This window comes from Rhizobium sp. NLR8a (assembly GCF_019685235.1).
Classification (GTDB): Bacteria; Pseudomonadota; Alphaproteobacteria; order Rhizobiales; family Rhizobiaceae; genus Rhizobium.
The window spans coordinates 86681-102480 of record NZ_JABDWI010000004.1 but is presented as its reverse complement, the minus strand read 5'-3'; the positions used below and the strand labels follow the sequence as shown (position 1 = coordinate 102480).

Below are 15800 nucleotides of genomic sequence, written 5' to 3'. Positions count from 1 at the left end.
TGATCATGCCTTTCTCCTTGCGAAGTGGTGCGCGACACAGGCCGACATAAAGGCGAGCGCCAGCATGGCAAGGGTGAAGATGACGACGGCTGCCCAGCCTTCGACCGCGAAGAACCAGCCGCCGGCCGAGCCGATGAGGCTGGAGCCGACATAATAGGCCAGCATGTAGATCGATGAAGCGTGCCCCTTGTTGCCGAGGGCAAGCTTGCCGACAAGGCCGCTGGCGATGGAATGGCTCATGAAGAAGCCGGTCGTCAGCACGATGATACCGAGGATGATCGACGGCAGCGACGCGAAGAGCGTCAATGCGCTGCCGGCGGCCGTCAGCGCGAGGCCGAAGAGAAGCACCGGAAAGTGGCCGATCCGGTCTCCCAGCAGGCCGCCGATCGAGGCGGCGCCGATGCCGAAGAGATAGACGGTGAAGATCAAGCCGAGTTCGGTCTGATTGAGGCCGTAAGGCGGCGCCATGAGGCGGAAACCAGCGTAATTGTAGATCGTCACGAAGGAGCCCATCGCCAGGAAGGCGATGGCGAAGAGGAAGGGCAGCGCCGGATTTCTGAGATGGCCAAGCCAGGCTCTGGCGTGAAAACGCGGATCGAAACCCGGCCGACGGACGAAATTCTTTGACGGCGGCAGGAGGGCGATAAAGCCGATCGCCGCGGCAAGTCCGATGGCGCCGATCAAGAAGAGCGCCGGGCGCCAGCCAAGATATTCGGCGAAGATGCCTGTCAGCACGCGGCCGGACATGCCGCCGAAGGCCGTGCCGCCGACATAAAGGCCCATGGTGGCGCCGAGGCCGCGGGGATCGATCTCCTCGGCAAGATAGGCCATGGCGACGGCGGGCACGCCGCCGAGAACGAGACCCTGGAGGGCGCGGATGACGAGCAGCAGATGCCAATTCGGGGCGAAAGCCGTAGCAATCGTCAGCAACGCCGCACCGACCAGCGATATCGACATCAGGCTGCGGCGGCCAAGGCCTTCCGAGACGGCGGCGGCGCAGACGATGGCAACCGCCAGGAAACCGGTGGAGAGCGACAGCGACAGCGAGCTTCCGGCCGGGCTGACGGAAAACTCCTGCGATAAGACCGGCAGCAGCGGCTGCACGCAATAGAGCAGCGAGAAGGTGGAAAAACCGGAGAGAAAGAGCGCCAGGCTGGCGCGGCGATAGGCGCCTGTGCCGCGCGTCAGGTAATGCTTTTCTCCTGCGATCACGGTTTTCACGGTTCGCGCTGGCGGCGGCATATCTTCATTCTGGTGGGCGTTCGAATTCATGTGTTAACCCGCTGGATCCCAATAGGGCGGATCCCCGAAGCTCTTCCTCAAGTGATCGGCGATAGCGCGGAGCTTGGCCGAGGGATTTCGGCCCTCGGGATGGGCCAAATAGATGAATTCGGCCTCCGGCCTGTGACCGACATCGATTTCGGCAAGCCGGCCCTCGCGAATGGCCGGGCCGGCGATGAAGGCCGGCAGCAGGGCGATGCCGAGGCCGGCAATCGCGGCATCGCGCAGCATGTCGCCATTGTTGATGCCGAGCGCCAGTTTGGCGCGGACGACGACCGCCCCCTCCGGGGTCTCGAAGCGCCAGTCGGCAACGCCGCGATTGGTATAGAAGACGCCGCGATGGCGGTTCAGATCGGCGAGCGACGATGGCGTTCCCTCGCGGGCGAGATAATCCGGCGAAGCGCAGAGAAGCCGGCGGCTGCGGGTGAGCTTCCAGGCGACCAGTCGGCTGTCGGCGATCGGGCCGTTGCGGATGATGGCGTCGTAGCCGTCCGAGGCCGCATCGACGCGGCGGTCATCGATGTCGAGCGTCAACTCGATGTCGGGATGGTCGGCAAGAAAGGGGTAGAGCGCCGGGCCGAGATGCATGCGGCCGAACGTGACCGGGGCGGCGATGCGGATCGGGCCGGACAGCGTGCCGCGCCGCTCGGCCATGTCGGCGGCGGCCTCGTCAATCTCACGCACGATGCGCGCGGCGCGCTCGAGAAATGCAGATCCGTCCTCCGTCAAGGTGAGCTTGCGGGTCGTTCGGTGCAGCAGGACGCCGCCCAACGACTTCTCCAATTCCGCCAGCCTTTCGCTGACGACGGACTTGGAGAGCCGCAGCCTCCTGGCCGCCTCGCTGACCGAGCCTGCCTCCGCCACGGCGACGAAAGCCGCAATGCCTTCTATCCTGATCATCGTTCGGTATTTCCGAATTCGAGTTCCTTAATCTGGAGACTAACCCGAACGAAATGAACATGCCATCTTCTGGTCAACGAAAGGGACGGCAGGGGCCGCCTCGGATCAACAACAGGAGATGGAACCATGAACCGCTTAAACAACAAGGTCGCGATCGTTACCGGCGCAAGCTCCGGCATCGGCCGCGTCACGGCAAAGCTCTTTGCGGCCGAAGGTGCGAAGGTCGTCGTCGGCGCCCGTCGCGAGCGTGAACTCGACAGCCTGGTCGCGGAGATCGAGGCAGAAGGCGGCAAAGCCATCGCCGTTGCAGGCGACGTCCGCTCGGAAGATTATCATAAGGCGCTGGTCGCGGCTGCCGTCACCAACTACGGCAAGCTCGATATCGCCTTCAACAATGCCGGCATCATCGGCGAAGCTGGGCCGAGCACCGGTATCTCGGAAGCAGGCTTCAGCGAGGCACTGGCCGTCAATCTGACCGCCTCCTTTCTCGCTGCCAAGCATCAGATCGTCGCGATGACGAACAATGGCGGCGGTTCCGTGATCTTCACCTCGACCTTCGTCGGCTACAGCTTCGCCTTTCCCGGCATTGCCGCCTATGCCGCCAGCAAATCCGGCCTGATCGGCCTGACGCAGGCGCTGGCCGCCGAGTTCGGACCGCAGGGCGTGCGCGTCAACGCCATCCTGCCGGGCGCCGTCGATACCGACATGTACCGCGACGTGAACAATACGCCCGACAAGCAGGCCGCCATCACCAATATGCACGCGCTGAAACGCGTCGCGACACCGGATGAAGTCGCCCGCTCGGTACTCTACCTCGCCTCCGACGATGCGAGCTTCGTCACCGGTACGGCCTCGCTGGTCGACGGCGGCATCTCGATCACCCGCAGTTGAGACCGGGCTGCCGCCATCGACCAGGGTCGGGCGCGGAAAGACCCCTCCCCCTTGTGGGGAGGGGTTGGGGAGGGGTCCTCGCCGACGCAACCAGTCGCCCGTCTCGAGCAGATCCGATACCTGTCGTCCGCGCGATTGCATGTTCTCCGCCAAAGGCTTAGGGTCGAGGCCGGTCAGAAAAGCGACGGGTACAAGACCATGGCTCTCAGCGGCAAACGCATCCTCCTCATCATCTCGGGCGGCATCGCCGCCTATAAGAGCCTGGATCTGATCCGCCGGCTGCGGGAGCGCGGCGCGAGCGTGCGTCCGGTCATGACCAAGGGGGCGCAGGAATTCGTCACGCCGCTTGCCGTCGGCGCTCTGGCTGCCGACCACGTCTTTGTCGATCTGTTTTCGCGGCAGGACGAACAGGATGTCGGCCATATCAGGCTGGCGCGCGACTGCGACCTCGTGCTGATTGCCCCCGCCAGCGCCGACCTGATGGCGAAGATGGCGAACGGCCTAGCCGACGATCTCGCCTCGACCGTGCTTCTCGCGACCGACAGGCCGGTGCTGGCCGCACCAGCGATGAACCCCAGAATGTGGGCGCATCCGGCGACACGGCGCAATGCGGCGAGACTCAGGGACGACGGCGTGCGCTTCGTCGGGCCGATGGTCGGCGAGATGGCTGAGAGCCGGGAGGCGGGGCTCGGCCGGATGGCGGAGCCGCTGGCGATCGTCGCGGCGGCCGACACCATGCTCGAGGAGGGGGAAAAGCCGCTGAAAGGACGCAAGGCGATCGTCACCTCGGGACCGACCCATGAGCCGATCGATCCGGTGCGCTATATCGCCAACCGCTCCTCCGGCCGGCAGGGGCACGCGATCGCCGCAGCCCTGGCGAAGCTCGGAGCCGACGTGACGCTGGTCTCCGGGCCGGTGTCGATCGCCGACCCGATCGGCACCAATGTTGTCCATGTCGAGCGGGCCGAGGAGATGCGCGATGCCGTGCTGGCGGCGCTGCCGGCCGATATCGCCGTGATGGTGGCGGCGGTGGCAGACTGGCGGGTGGCCTCGGCCGCCGACCAGAAACTGAAGAAACATCCGGGTGAATCCATTCCGACGCTGGCGCTGACCGAGAACCCAGACATCTTGAAGACCCTCGGACATCACACGATGCGACCGAGGCTGGTGATCGGCTTTGCCGCCGAGACGCAGGACGTGGAAAGCAATGCCAAGGCGAAGCTCGAGCGAAAGGGCGCCGACCTGATCGTCGCCAATGACGTTTCTCCTGCGACCGGCATCATGGGCGGCAGCCGCAACAGCGTCAAACTCATTCGCCACGACGGCGTCGAGCAATGGCCAGACCTGACGAAGGAAGAGGTCGCCGAAAGGCTGGCGGCGCTGATCGCCGAACGCTTCCGCGCATAATCCCTCATCGAAAATCGATCCCGTTTTTCGGAAAGGATTATGCCGAGACAGCCATGCGTTGCGATTTGGCTTTGCTCGGCTTTTCCGGCCGGAATTCCGCGACATCGATACTGTTTTTGCCGACGATGACGGCGCTGCCATCAGGAATCTCCGCCCAGGCGTCGACATCGTCGTTCAACGGTTCGGAGACCAGGCAGTAGCCGGCACCGACGGGCGAGGCATAGAGCGTCGGCGCCTTGCGATCCGTGGCATAGCGGATCGCATAGAGCGACTTGCCGTCGGAGAAGGCGGCGGTAAAGCGCAGCAGGATCGAGCCGATGGTGTTTTCGGCCAGATCCTCGACGAAACCAATCATGTCAGCCATAGCGGCGATCGGCGCCTCGCGCAGGCCGAATTGCAGCGCCAGCAAGAACATCAGCTCGGAATCGGTCGTGCCGCTGCGGGCATTGAACAGCTCGTCGTCAAGCGTCGCCTCCATCGGCCGGCGCAAGCGCTCGAAGCCCGATATCTGGCCGTTGTGCATGAATGACCAAGTATCGTGGGTAAAGGGATGGCAATTGTCCCGGCGCGTGCCGCCGCCGGTGGCGGCGCGGACATGGGCGAGGAAGAGCGGCGAGCGGATCTGCCGCGCCAGGCTCTTGAGATTGCAATCCGACCAGGCCGGCAGGATATCGCGGTAGCGGCCGGGCTCGGGCCTGTCGCCATACCAGGCGATGCCGAAGCCGTCGCCATTGGTCGCCGTCTTGGCGCGGGTGGCGCAATGGGACTGCTCGATCAGCGAATGGGCGGGCGAGGATACCAGCTCCTCAAGGTAGAGAGGGTCTCCGCGATAGGCTGCCCAGCGACACATGGCTCTTTTGCTCCGGAACCCGCGGCATCGGCGGGCATGCTCTAAATTGTCGAACGCCACGGCTAATAACAGCTTAACGCGCGACTGATTTGCAGGCCGATCATGACGGTTTGGTGACCGAGTGGAACTTCAAATTCGGCAAAAGCCTGTGTTCTTTTGTGAACGCGGGTCCGACCCAGGTGGATGTCTCGAGTGCAATTTCTTCTTGCATCTGGCGCGAATCGTCCTACCTTTTCCCTATCAGCAACAGAACGAAAGGAAGGTGATCCAATGTCTAATGAGATTTCGGACCTCGTATCGGGCATGGAAGTGGTGATGAAAGCGAGGCAGCCCTCGCTCTAAGACCCGCCTTCCTGGGGCTGCTTTGACAGTCCAGGCCAGTTCGAGGCCAAACTCATGGAAAGGGTCGCCGAGGCGGCCCTTTTTTGTTGCCTGAGTTTCCGACATTGACGCATGATCGGAATTCTTCTACTCATAAAGTCATCTGATGACTTTATGAGTAGAAGATGCAGGCGCTCAGCAAGACCAATCTCGCCGATGAGGCGATCGAGGCAATCCGCAGCGACATTGTCGGCAAGCGCTGGGCAGTCGGCGACAAGCTGCCGAACGAGGCCTCGTTGTCGGCCATGCTCTCCGTCAGCCGCGGCACGGTGCGCGAGGCAGTGCGGGTTCTTGTCTCCCAGGGTTATCTCGAAACCCGGCAGGGGTCGGGCACCTATGTGCGTTCGACCAGCGACGCCGGCCGGCCGCTGACCATGGCGCGGCGCGCCAGCCTGCGCGATCAATTCGAAGCGCGCTTAGCACTCGATGTCGAGGCGGCACGATTGACAGCAATGCGCAAGACGCCGGAGACGATTGCCGAGCTGCGCCGGCTGCTGAACGAACGCGGCAGTTACGCCGGCGGCGATGAAGCCGCCTTCATCGAACGGGACCTCGCCTTCCACAAGGCGGTCATCGCTGCTTCCGGCAATCGGGCGATGATCGAGATCTACGATTTCTTCTCGGCTTCGATCGCCGACACGATTGCGGCGACGCTCGGCAAGGATATTCCCGAACCCGACATGCAGGCGCATGTCGATATCGTCGATGCGATCGACACCGGCGATCCCGGCCAGGCGGATGCGGCGGTGCGCCGATTCATGGCGCCCGTTCTTGCTGCACTCGATCGGATGATCCTGTCATGAACACGCCTTCCAACAATGCCGCCAACACGCTTGACGTGGCCGACGAATGGCTGATCGATGCCGAGGCAGGCAGCTTTCCCGCCCCGCAGGCAGTGCCGGTACGGGATGGAGCAGACAGTTTGCTGCTCGGCGCCAGCCTCGTGCTGATCGCTTTCAACCTGCGCCCGGTCTTTTCGAGCGCCTCGGCGCTGCTGCCGGAGATCCGCTCCGAACTCGGGCTGAGCGCGCTTGGCGCCAGTCTGCTGACGACGCTTCCGGTCGTCTGCCTCGGCGTCTTCTCGCCGCTTGCGCCTCGTCTTGCCCAGCGCATCGGAACCGAACGCACACTGCTCGGCGTTGTCCTGCTGCTTGCGCTCGGCACAGCCATGCGCGGGCTTTCCTCCGTGCCGCTGCTCTTTATCGGCACGGCCCTTGCCGGTGCCTGCATCGCCGTCGGCAACGTGTTGCTGCCGGGACTGGTGAAGCGGGACTTCCCCACGCGCGCCGCGCTGATGACCGGCTTTTATACGATGGCGCTCTGCGCAGGTGCTGCCAGTGCGGCCGGGCTGACGCTGCCGATCGAACATGCGCTCGGCGGCTCTCTCCAAGGCGCGCTCGCCGCCTGGGCGCTGCCGGCGCTCGCCGTCGGCCTCATCTGGTTGCCGCAGGTCCTTCGCGGCGGTGCCGAAGCAAGGCGAAACGGCTTTCGCGTCGACGGACTCTGGCGGGACCGGCTGGCCTGGCAGGTGACGCTGTTCATGGGGCTGCAATCGGCGCTTGCCTACTGCGTCTTCGGCTGGCTGGTTCCCATCCTGCGCGAACGCGGGCTCGACGGCGTCACGGCCGGGGCGATCGTTTCGCTCTCGGTGATGGTGCAGGCGGCCTCCTGCCTCGTTGTGCCGCATATCGCCGTGCGCGGCCGCGATCAGCGATTGATCAATGCCGGCCTCTGCGGCGTCGCCGTCACCGCTCTGCTCGGGCTGCTCTTTGCGCCGCTTTCGAGCGTCTGGCTGTGGGCGGTGCTGCAGGGCATCGGCCAGGGCGGACTGATCGCGGCCGCCATGACGACGATCGTGCTGCGCTCGCGCGATCCCGATGTGGCCGCCCATCTCTCCGGCATGGCGCAATGCGTCGGCTATCTGCTCGCCGCAATCGGCCCGCTGATCGTCGGCCTCATCCGTGGCTGGACCGGAAGCTTTTCCTGGTGCGCGGTTCTGTTCATCGCGCTCGGGCTGGGGGCCGCGATCAACGGCTGGAGGGCCGGCCGAGCGCTGGAGGTGAATGTGCACGCGGTCGAGAAAGTCTAGCCACACCGGTCCATCACCATCTCTTGATGCCGGTCGTCAGCCGCGGATGCTACGCTATCTCAGCCTGCATCCGCCCGGAGGACAAATCGTGCGCATACGAACCCTGTTTCTGCTCACCGCGTTGATGGCGTCGCTGGGGCCTGCCCTTTCCCCAGCGCAGGAAAGCGGCGGGCGCCAGGCAAATGTCGAGCGCAGTGCGCGCGACGGCGTGCTGAAGCTGCTGCCGGCCGACTCCGTCACGGAGCACGAGTTGACGGTCGACGGCCGGAAGATCGCCTACACCGCGACCGCCGGCACTCTCGATCTCTTCGGTCAGGACGGAGCGCAAACCGGCGCGATCTTCTACACCGCCTATGTCGCCAGCGGTGGCGGGTCGGATCGGCCGCTGACCTTTGCCTTCAACGGCGGGCCGGGCGCAGCCTCCGCCTTTCTGCATCTCGGGCTGGTCGGGCCCAAAGTGCTCGATTTCGGGCCGCAGGCACGTGACGGCGCCCATGCGAAACTCGTCGATAACGAGCAAAGCTGGCTCGATTTTACCGATCTCGTGCTGATCGATCCGATCGGGACCGGCTGGAGCCGGACGGCGAAGGCGGACGACGCCTCCAACTATTACAACGTCAACTCGGATGCCCAGAGCATCGCCAAGGCGATCGCGCTCTATGTCGCGCATAATAATCGTTCCAACTCGCCGAAATATCTGCTCGGCGAAAGCTATGGCGGTTTCCGCGCCGCCAAGGTCGCCTCCGCCCTGCAGGAAAGCCAGGGCATCGTCGTCGCCGGCGCCGTGATGCTCTCGCCGCTGCTCGAAGGGCAGCTGATGTTCAATGCCGACCAGTTCGCGCTCGGCGCGGCGCTCGAGCTACCATCGCTGGCTGCGGCCGAACTCGACCGGCAAAATGGCTTTACCGAGGAGAAGCAGAGGCAAGCGGAGCGTTTCGCGCTCGGCGACTATTTGACGACGCTCGCCGGCCCGCCGCCGACGGGCGCCGATGCCGCAGCCTTCTATGGCAGAATCGCCGGGCTAACCGGCATTCCGCAGGATATCGTCGCCCGCAATCGCGGTTTCCTCGGCAATTCCTTCGTCAAGCACTCGGACGGCGGCGGCCAGGTGGCAAGCCCCTACGATGCTTCCTTCGCGGCGCCCGATCCCTATCCGGAATCCGATTACGACCGCGGCGATGACGCCATCCTCGATGGCTTCACGCGCGCCTATGGCGGCGCCTTCGCCGATTATGCCCGTAACGAGCTCGGCTTCAAAACCGAAATGACCTATTCGCTGCTCGACAGCGACATCAGCCGGCGCTGGGACTGGGGCGGCGGCCGCGGCGGGTCACGCCTCCAGGCGAGCGCCACCGACGACATCCGGCAGCTGCTCGCTTCGAACGCGGCCTTCCATCTGCTGATCGCACATGGCTACAGCGATCTGGTGACGCCGTACAGCGTCAGCCGCTATGTGGTCGACCACCTGCCGCCATCGCTCGCCAGTGTCCGTGTCGGGCTGAAACTCTACCATGGCGGCCATATGTTCTACACAAGTGCCGATGAACGGGCCGCCTTTACGGCGGATGCCAAGACCTTCTATGCCGCCCGCCCGGCCGCACAGCCGGCGGATTGAGGAGTTGCCGATGCATATAACGGGAGGATGTCATTGCGGCGCGATCCGCTATCAGGCGGAGATCGATCCCGAGCGGGTGTCGATCTGCCACTGCACCGATTGCCAGCGACTGACGGGCTCGGCCTACCGCGTCACCGCCCCGGCGCAAAGCTTCACGCTTGTTTCGGGTGAACCGCGCAGCTATGCGAAACATGGCGACAGCGGCGCCCTCAGCCGGCAATTCTTCTGTGCGAATTGCGGATCACCGCTCTACCGCACGGATGGCGAAGGCGGCTCGATCGGCATCCGTGTCGGCAGCATCGACCAGCGGCGGGACCTGACGCCAAGGAAGCAGATATGGTGCCGGTCGGCCCTGCCGTGGGTGGAAAATCTTCAGCCGCTGGCGCGAATTGATGGCGAGGACTAGCGGAAGCAGGACGACCAGGACTGTCGAACGAGACGGTAGACCGGATTCGGTTACACCCGCTTGGTCTGCATGTCGAGTTGCGAGCCCACCACGGTGATGAGCCGCCTGTGGCGAGAGCGCAAGCCAAAGGCCACCCTCTTCGAGCGCCGGTTCACGACTTCTACTGGCCTTCCCAGAACTGAGCAGTGTGAATCCGAGCGTCACGCGATCACAGAGAACCCGTTAATATTGCTCCGCTTTTAGCTCGAACTGGCTAAGTGCATCTAAGATCAATTTATAGTATACAGGAAACGGGGGGAGAATCGCGCATACGTCGCGGCGAGATACCGCAATACCCAACGCATTTCTTCTGAATTTTGCAGCCTCGTATTGCATTTCTTTGGATGTAATCTTCAGAGATTCTATTGCGACGGCCGTAGATTGGGACTTTAGCCGTAACGCGTATAGGGGCTTTGGTCTTAATACCCTCCAACTGTGAATGAGCTGGCCCTCTCGATCGACGGCAATCGCAGTCGATCGAGAGCTCTAGTTCAATACGCAAGAGGGTGGGTCCGGGAATGCAGTTCGGCTTCCGGGCTCTGTGACCCTCTGCGAGCTAGCCGAGGGAGAAGCTCCATGGCACTCGATATTACAACTCAAGATCTCATCATCGACGAAACCACTGGTTTGCAGGACGACGACGTCAACCCGGCGATTGCGCCGCACAACAATGCGACGGTGCAATACCTGCTGGGCCTCGACGCTGCCGGCGGGCTGACCTCGCCGGAGGTCGCCTACCAGAGCAATTTCGTCGTGGCCTCGGCGAGCGCCGGAGAAACCATCAGCGCGGTCGTTCTCACCCAGAACGCCTCGGGCACCCCGTACTCCACCACGGATGGCGTCAACAGCGGCATTCGCACGGTCGACGGCAAATACGTCTGGCTGTTCCAGGATGCGACGCATGCAAACGTCGTGATCGGCGTCATCGGCACCTCCGATCCGCTCGCCGAGCCGGCCGAGACTGGGCCGCTCGCCTTTTCGCTGGCACTCCTCAGCACCAGCGCCACCAATGCCGACCTCTATACCGTCCAGTACGTGCCGTTGCTCCATCCCGATGCGAACAACGCCGACGACCGCATCGATCTGACCAACAAGGTGTTTGCGTCGGTTACGGCAACCTCGGTGGTCAATTTCAGCCAGCTTGACGATGCCCCTTCCGGACATAACAACTGGTATATTCTCGACGCCGACGCAGCCAGCCCGCAGAAGATCCTCGTCACCGCTCACGACAATGGCGTGCAGGCGGAAGTCAACGTCAGCACGCAGGGCCTCGGTGTCGCATCGCAAGACGTGCGTTTCGGCCGCGAGCTCCAGATCGACCTGATCACCGGCGGCACCCAGAGCGCGGGCAAGGATTTCACCGACACGCCAACCGCGCCCGACTACGGCTCTCACATCGAGAACGTCTTCAGCGCCGGCTTCTCGGTCTCGCAGTCGACGCCAACCGGCACCGTCGCCGATATCGAGATCCACGCTTATAACAATGACGACAATGTCGAAGGCGCTGCATTCCCCACAGACGATAACGATACCGAGATCAACATCACCGGCGTGACATTCAAGCTGAACGGCGTCACAAAAACAGCCGCTGAGCTCGGTATCACGGTCAACCTCGCCGGCACCGGACTGATCCTCGAGAATGTCGGAGAGGGCGTGACGGTCGATTTCACGACCGCGGGCGGAGCTGGCGGAACCTTCGACCGATTTACCATCAAGAATATCGACACCGAGAAAGACTTCTTCGATGTGAAGGAGGTGCACTTCAGCGGTGCTGTGGGCAACGCCTACAATGAAGAAGTTGGATCGTTCATCAACTTCGACGACGACGGGCCTAGCATCGCGGCAACCGGCACCCCGCCGCAACTGACAGTGGACGAGACCGTCCTGGCGACCAACGCCAGCGCCGACTTCTCGACCTTCTTCACCTCGAATGCGGGGGCCGATGGCGGCGCCGCCACCGCTATCACTTATGCGCTCGGCATCAGCCAGGCCGGCAGTGCCAGCGGCCTCACCGACACCGCAACCGGCCAGTCCGTGCTGCTCTACCTCGAAGGCGGCAATGTCGTCGGACGCGCCGGATCCGCCGCCGGCGCAATCGTCTTCACCGTCAGCGTCAGCGCTGCCGGCGTCGTCACCCTCGATCAGCAACGGGCAATCGTTCATGCGGACGCCACTAACCCGGATGACAGCCGAACCCTGGCGGCCGCCAACCTCGTCACCCTGACCGCCACCATCACCGACCGTGACGGTGATCAGGCCTCGGCCAGCCGCAATATCGGCCAGAATCTCAACTTCGAGGATGACGGGCCCAGCATCACGGCGAGCGGCACTCCACCGCAGGTGACAGTCGACGAGACCGTCCTGACGACCAACGCCACCGGTGACTTCTCAACCTCATTCACCTCGAATGCGGGCGCCGATGGCGCCGCTGCCACCATCTATGCGCTCGGCATCAGCCAGGCCGGCAGTGCCAGCGGCCTCACCGACACCGCAACCGGCCAGTCCGTGCTGCTCTACCTCGAAGGCGGCAATGTCGTCGGACGCGCCGGATCCGCCGCCGGCGCAATCGTCTTCACCGTCAGCGTCAGCACTGCAGGCGTCGTCACCCTGGACCAGCAAAGAGCAATCGTCCATGCCAATGCCAGCGACCCGGATGACAGCCGAACCCTGGCGAACGCCAACCTCGTCACCCTGACCGCCACCATTACGGACGGTGACGGTGATCAGGCCTCGGCCATCCGCAATATCGGCCAGAACCTCAACTTCGAGGATGACGGGCCGACGATCACAAAGCCGTTCGACGGTAACCCGGCTACCCTGGCTATCGAGCATGAGACCCTGGCCAATGTACTCAACGCATCGGCGAGCGGCGCCTTCGGCTATGATATCGGCGCGGACATTCATCCGGCCGCGTTCTATGCCACAGGCTCCGACTTCGTCGACCAGGACACCCAGACAGCCGGCGTCCAGATCGGGCTGACCGGCACGATCACTGGCGGCGGCGGCGGCAGTCTCCTCAGCTCGAATGTGACGCTCGCCTCGGAGAGCCTGAGCTCCGCGACGTTCAACTTCACCTTCACCTATGACAAGGACCCGGCGGCCGGAAACCAGATCGGAACGGCGGGTGGCACTCTCGTCTTCGACAAGGTGGCCGACACCTACACGATCCAGCTGACGGACCCGCTCGAAGGCTTCAGCTTCGACGTGCTCCACACCAGCGAACTCTTGTCCAAGGAGCCGACGGGCAATACCGGCCACCCGCAGATCGTGGTGGAAAAACTGCAGGCGGATGATCCGAACACAACGGCGGACGAAGACTTCTATGTCCAGTTCACCGGCAACCTGATCGACAAATCCCACCCATTCAGCCTCACGAGCAATGGCGAGGGGTCATCCAGTGATACCGTCTTCACCCCCGGCGGGCACGAGATGGTCAGCAACACCAACGAAACCTGGGTGTCGGCGACGCAGAGCACCAACGGTGTTGCCGGCGACACGATCCAGAAAGACGAACTGCTGACCTTGCGGTTCTTCAACAGCAATGTCGGCATCGCCAACGAGGCCCTCACCCCAACGGCGACCGCCGGCGCGATGGCCATCAAGTTCGACGGCATCGGCAGCAGCGAGGATCTGATGCTGATCCTCAACCTGATCGACAAGAACGGCGCCGACAACATCGCCGGCAACGCGGACGACAATTCGACGATCACCCGGGCCATGTATGTGTCGAACGCCGACATCTACAAGACCGGCCAGGTCCCGGCGCCCTATAATACCGAGTTCACGCTCGACAATAATGACGGCCTCGTGATCGTCGAGCAGAACGACTACAACGCCGCCGGCGAAGACTACGTGCTGCAGGGTGCGCAAATCATGCAGTCGGGCAATGGGATCACCGGCACCGCTGCCGCGATCGACCTCAACAGGGTGACCGGCGCCAGTGGCGGCAGCAATGCGACGTCAAGCCTGGTCGATTTCGACGCCACCGACAACGACGTGCTGAAGATCACCGACATCGGCTTCACCTCGACCGTGACGCAGACGCCGGATGCCAATCTCGACTTCGCCTTCCAGGTGGCGGACGCCGATGGCGATCAGACAGCGATGCAGCACATCCTTGTCGACGTCGCCTGACATCTGCCCAGACGGGGGCAGCCATGGCTGCCCCCTACTGTCTTTGCATGCGCATGGAATCTCGTAGGCCAGAGACATGATGATGAAAACAAAGAAACAGCCCCCTGCCCTGCAGGTGGTGATGAAAGAAGCCAGACGCGCCATCCGGCCGCTTCTCTGGTTCAGCGGGGGCATCAACGTGCTGATGCTGACCGGAGCGCTTTACATGCTCCAGGTCTACCACCGCGTGCTGTCGAGCCACAGCCTGGAGACCCTGGCGATGCTCTCGCTGATGGCGGCCGGCGCACTGGTGGCAATGGCGGGGCTGGAGGTGGTGCGCGGGCGTCTTCTGGCAACCGTCGGGTCATGGATGAACGCACGCCTGGCCCCGGTGCTGCTGACCGCATCGGTGGAATATGCCGCTTCGGCGCCCGGCCAGGCCAACGCCCGTCCGCTGCGTGACCTCGACCAGGTACGGAATTTTTTCACCAGCCCCAGCATCTTCCCGATCCTCGACGCACCTTGGGCGCCCTTGTTTTTCGCCGCCATCTTCTTCATGCACCCCTGGCTGGGCTGGCTGGCGCTATGCGGCGGAGCGGTGCTTTTCGCGTTGGCCCTGCTCAATGAATGGCTGACACGCAAGCCGTTGACCGAGGCCGCCGGCGCGCAGTCGCGGGCCTATCTCCAGGCGGAGGCAGCGATCCGCAATGCGGAAGTCGTCCAGGCGATGGGCATGTTGAAGCCCTTGCTGGAAGGCTGGAAGCTGCAGCAGGACGAAGCTAACAAAGGCCAGGTGGTTGCCGCCAACCGTGGCGGCATCATCTCCGCCATCGCTCGTTGTCACCGGCTGGCCCTGCAAATGGGCATACTGGGACTTGGGGCCTATCTCGTCCTTCGCAACGAAGCGTCCCCCGGCATCATGGTTGCCGCCTCCATCCTGATGGGGCGCGCATTGTCGCCTGTGGAACAGGCGATCGGCACGTGGAAGGCAACAGTCGGAGCGCGGGCCGCTTACCGACGCCTCACCGCCGTCGCAGGCCAGCACCCCGAGGCAAGCCCGGTTCTGGCGCTGCCGCGGCCGATGGGCCGATTCGAGGCGGACAACATCGTGCTTTCCCGGCAGGGCGGCGAACATATTCTGAAAGGGATCAGCTTCCACCTCGAGCCGGGTGAATCCATGGCCCTGATCGGCCAGAGCGCGGCCGGCAAGACGAGCCTGGCGCGAATTTTGGCCGGCGCCTGGCGTCCGTCCGGGGGGCGTGCGCTGCTTGACGGCATGGATGTCGCCCAATGGGCGGCGGAGGACCGTGGTCATCATGTCGGTTACTTGCCCCAGGATATCGAGCTCTTCGCCGGCACCGTCTCCGAAAACATCTGCCGCTTCGCCACCATCAGCCCGGTTGTCTTCGACAAGGTCGTCAAGGCCGCGCAGCTCGCGGGCGTTCACGACCTGATCAAGGGGCTGCCGAAAGGTTACCTCACCGAGATCGGCGAATCCGGCGCGGTCCTGTCGGGCGGACAGCGCCAGCGCATCGGATTGGCCCGGGCTCTCTACGGCGACCCGGCGCTCGTCATCCTGGACGAGCCCAATTCCAACCTCGACCGCGACGGGGAGGAGGCATTGATCTCAGCCCTCGGCACGATCAAGGCGGCGGGCACGACCGTTATCCTGATCGCGCACCGACCGAATATCATGGAGACGGTCGACAAGATACTCGTCCTCAACCGGGGCCAGCAGGATCTCTTCGGTCCACGCGACTATGTCTTCAATGAACTCGCTGCGCGCGTGCGCAAGGTCGCTCAAATGCCGACGATCGTGGCGAAGTAG

The 15800-nt window shown here is 63.6% G+C and carries 11 protein-coding genes; 8 read left to right on the top strand and 3 right to left on the bottom strand.

Translation table 11 applies throughout. The features are described 5' to 3' along the window. Positions 1-3: 3 nt before the first annotated feature. Together HJC04_RS08740 and HJC04_RS08735 are read right to left on the bottom strand one after the other, a co-directional pair. Positions 4-1242, bottom strand: coding sequence for an MFS transporter (locus HJC04_RS08740; RefSeq protein ID WP_221146012.1), 1239 nt, complete (start codon positions 1240-1242; stop codon positions 4-6). 33 nt (positions 1243-1275) lie between these two features. Further along, on the bottom strand, positions 1276-2181 hold the full coding sequence (locus tag HJC04_RS08735; protein WP_210629473.1) for a LysR family transcriptional regulator: 906 nt from the start codon (positions 2179-2181) through the stop codon (positions 1276-1278). Between the two features lie 126 nt (positions 2182-2307). Here HJC04_RS08735 and HJC04_RS08730 point away from each other — a divergent pair, with 126 nt between their 5' ends. Together HJC04_RS08730 and coaBC are read left to right on the top strand one after the other, a co-directional pair. Then, positions 2308-3072, top strand: a complete 765-nt coding sequence (locus tag HJC04_RS08730; protein WP_210629474.1) for an SDR family oxidoreductase — start codon at positions 2308-2310, stop codon at positions 3070-3072. A 198-nt stretch (positions 3073-3270) separates the two neighbouring features. Then, positions 3271-4479: a bifunctional phosphopantothenoylcysteine decarboxylase/phosphopantothenate--cysteine ligase CoaBC gene (coaBC, locus tag HJC04_RS08725; protein ID WP_221145789.1), complete on the top strand. Its 1209-nt coding sequence runs from the start codon at positions 3271-3273 to the stop codon at positions 4477-4479. A 37-nt stretch (positions 4480-4516) separates the two neighbouring features. Here coaBC and HJC04_RS08720 read toward each other — a convergent pair whose 3' ends face one another. After that, a complete protein-coding gene (locus HJC04_RS08720) occupies positions 4517-5329 on the bottom strand; it encodes a class II glutamine amidotransferase (RefSeq protein ID WP_221145787.1) in 813 nt (270 codons plus the stop codon). Positions 5330-5835: 506 nt separating this feature from the next. Here HJC04_RS08720 and HJC04_RS08715 point away from each other — a divergent pair. From HJC04_RS08715 to HJC04_RS08690, 6 genes are all read left to right on the top strand, one after another. Beyond that, positions 5836-6513, top strand: a complete 678-nt coding sequence (locus HJC04_RS08715) for a FadR/GntR family transcriptional regulator (protein ID WP_210629477.1) — start codon at positions 5836-5838, stop codon at positions 6511-6513. Beyond that, on the top strand, positions 6510-7799 hold the full coding sequence (locus HJC04_RS08710; RefSeq protein ID WP_221145785.1) for an MFS transporter: 1290 nt from the start codon (positions 6510-6512) through the stop codon (positions 7797-7799). The genes HJC04_RS08715 and HJC04_RS08710 overlap by 4 nt, the downstream gene beginning before the upstream one ends. 88 nt (positions 7800-7887) lie before the next feature. Further along, a complete protein-coding gene (locus HJC04_RS08705; RefSeq protein WP_210629479.1) occupies positions 7888-9414 on the top strand; it encodes a S10 family peptidase in 1527 nt (508 codons plus the stop codon). A gap of 10 nt (positions 9415-9424) precedes the next feature. Next, entirely contained in the window at positions 9425-9820 is a 396-nt protein-coding gene (locus HJC04_RS08700) for a GFA family protein (protein ID WP_210629480.1), read from the top strand. A 615-nt stretch (positions 9821-10435) separates the two neighbouring features. Continuing rightward, entirely contained in the window at positions 10436-13993 is a 3558-nt protein-coding gene (locus tag HJC04_RS08695; RefSeq protein ID WP_221145783.1) for a DUF5801 repeats-in-toxin domain-containing protein, read from the top strand. An 82-nt stretch (positions 13994-14075) separates the two neighbouring features. Continuing rightward, complete coding sequence (locus tag HJC04_RS08690; RefSeq protein ID WP_221145780.1) at positions 14076-15800, top strand: type I secretion system permease/ATPase; 1725 nt, start codon at positions 14076-14078, stop codon at positions 15798-15800.

What these genes read in the sequence shown, in the direction of transcription:
- HJC04_RS08740 (WP_221146012.1), bottom strand. Translation starts at nt 1,242, where the DNA reads ATGCCGCCGCCAGCGCGAACCGTGAAAACCGTGATCGCAGGAGAAAAG.
- HJC04_RS08735 (WP_210629473.1), bottom strand. Translation starts at nt 2,181, where the DNA reads ATGATCAGGATAGAAGGCATTGCGGCTTTCGTCGCCGTGGCGGAGGCA.
- HJC04_RS08730 (WP_210629474.1), top strand. Translation starts at nt 2,308, where the DNA reads ATGAACCGCTTAAACAACAAGGTCGCGATCGTTACCGGCGCAAGCTCC.
- coaBC (WP_221145789.1), top strand. Translation starts at nt 3,271, where the DNA reads ATGGCTCTCAGCGGCAAACGCATCCTCCTCATCATCTCGGGCGGCATC.
- HJC04_RS08720 (WP_221145787.1), bottom strand. Translation starts at nt 5,329, where the DNA reads ATGTGTCGCTGGGCAGCCTATCGCGGAGACCCTCTCTACCTTGAGGAG.
- HJC04_RS08715 (WP_210629477.1), top strand. Translation starts at nt 5,836, where the DNA reads ATGCAGGCGCTCAGCAAGACCAATCTCGCCGATGAGGCGATCGAGGCA.
- HJC04_RS08710 (WP_221145785.1), top strand. Translation starts at nt 6,510, where the DNA reads ATGAACACGCCTTCCAACAATGCCGCCAACACGCTTGACGTGGCCGAC.
- HJC04_RS08700 (WP_210629480.1), top strand. Translation starts at nt 9,425, where the DNA reads ATGCATATAACGGGAGGATGTCATTGCGGCGCGATCCGCTATCAGGCG.
- HJC04_RS08695 (WP_221145783.1), top strand. Translation starts at nt 10,436, where the DNA reads ATGGCACTCGATATTACAACTCAAGATCTCATCATCGACGAAACCACT.
- HJC04_RS08690 (WP_221145780.1), top strand. Translation starts at nt 14,076, where the DNA reads ATGAAAACAAAGAAACAGCCCCCTGCCCTGCAGGTGGTGATGAAAGAA.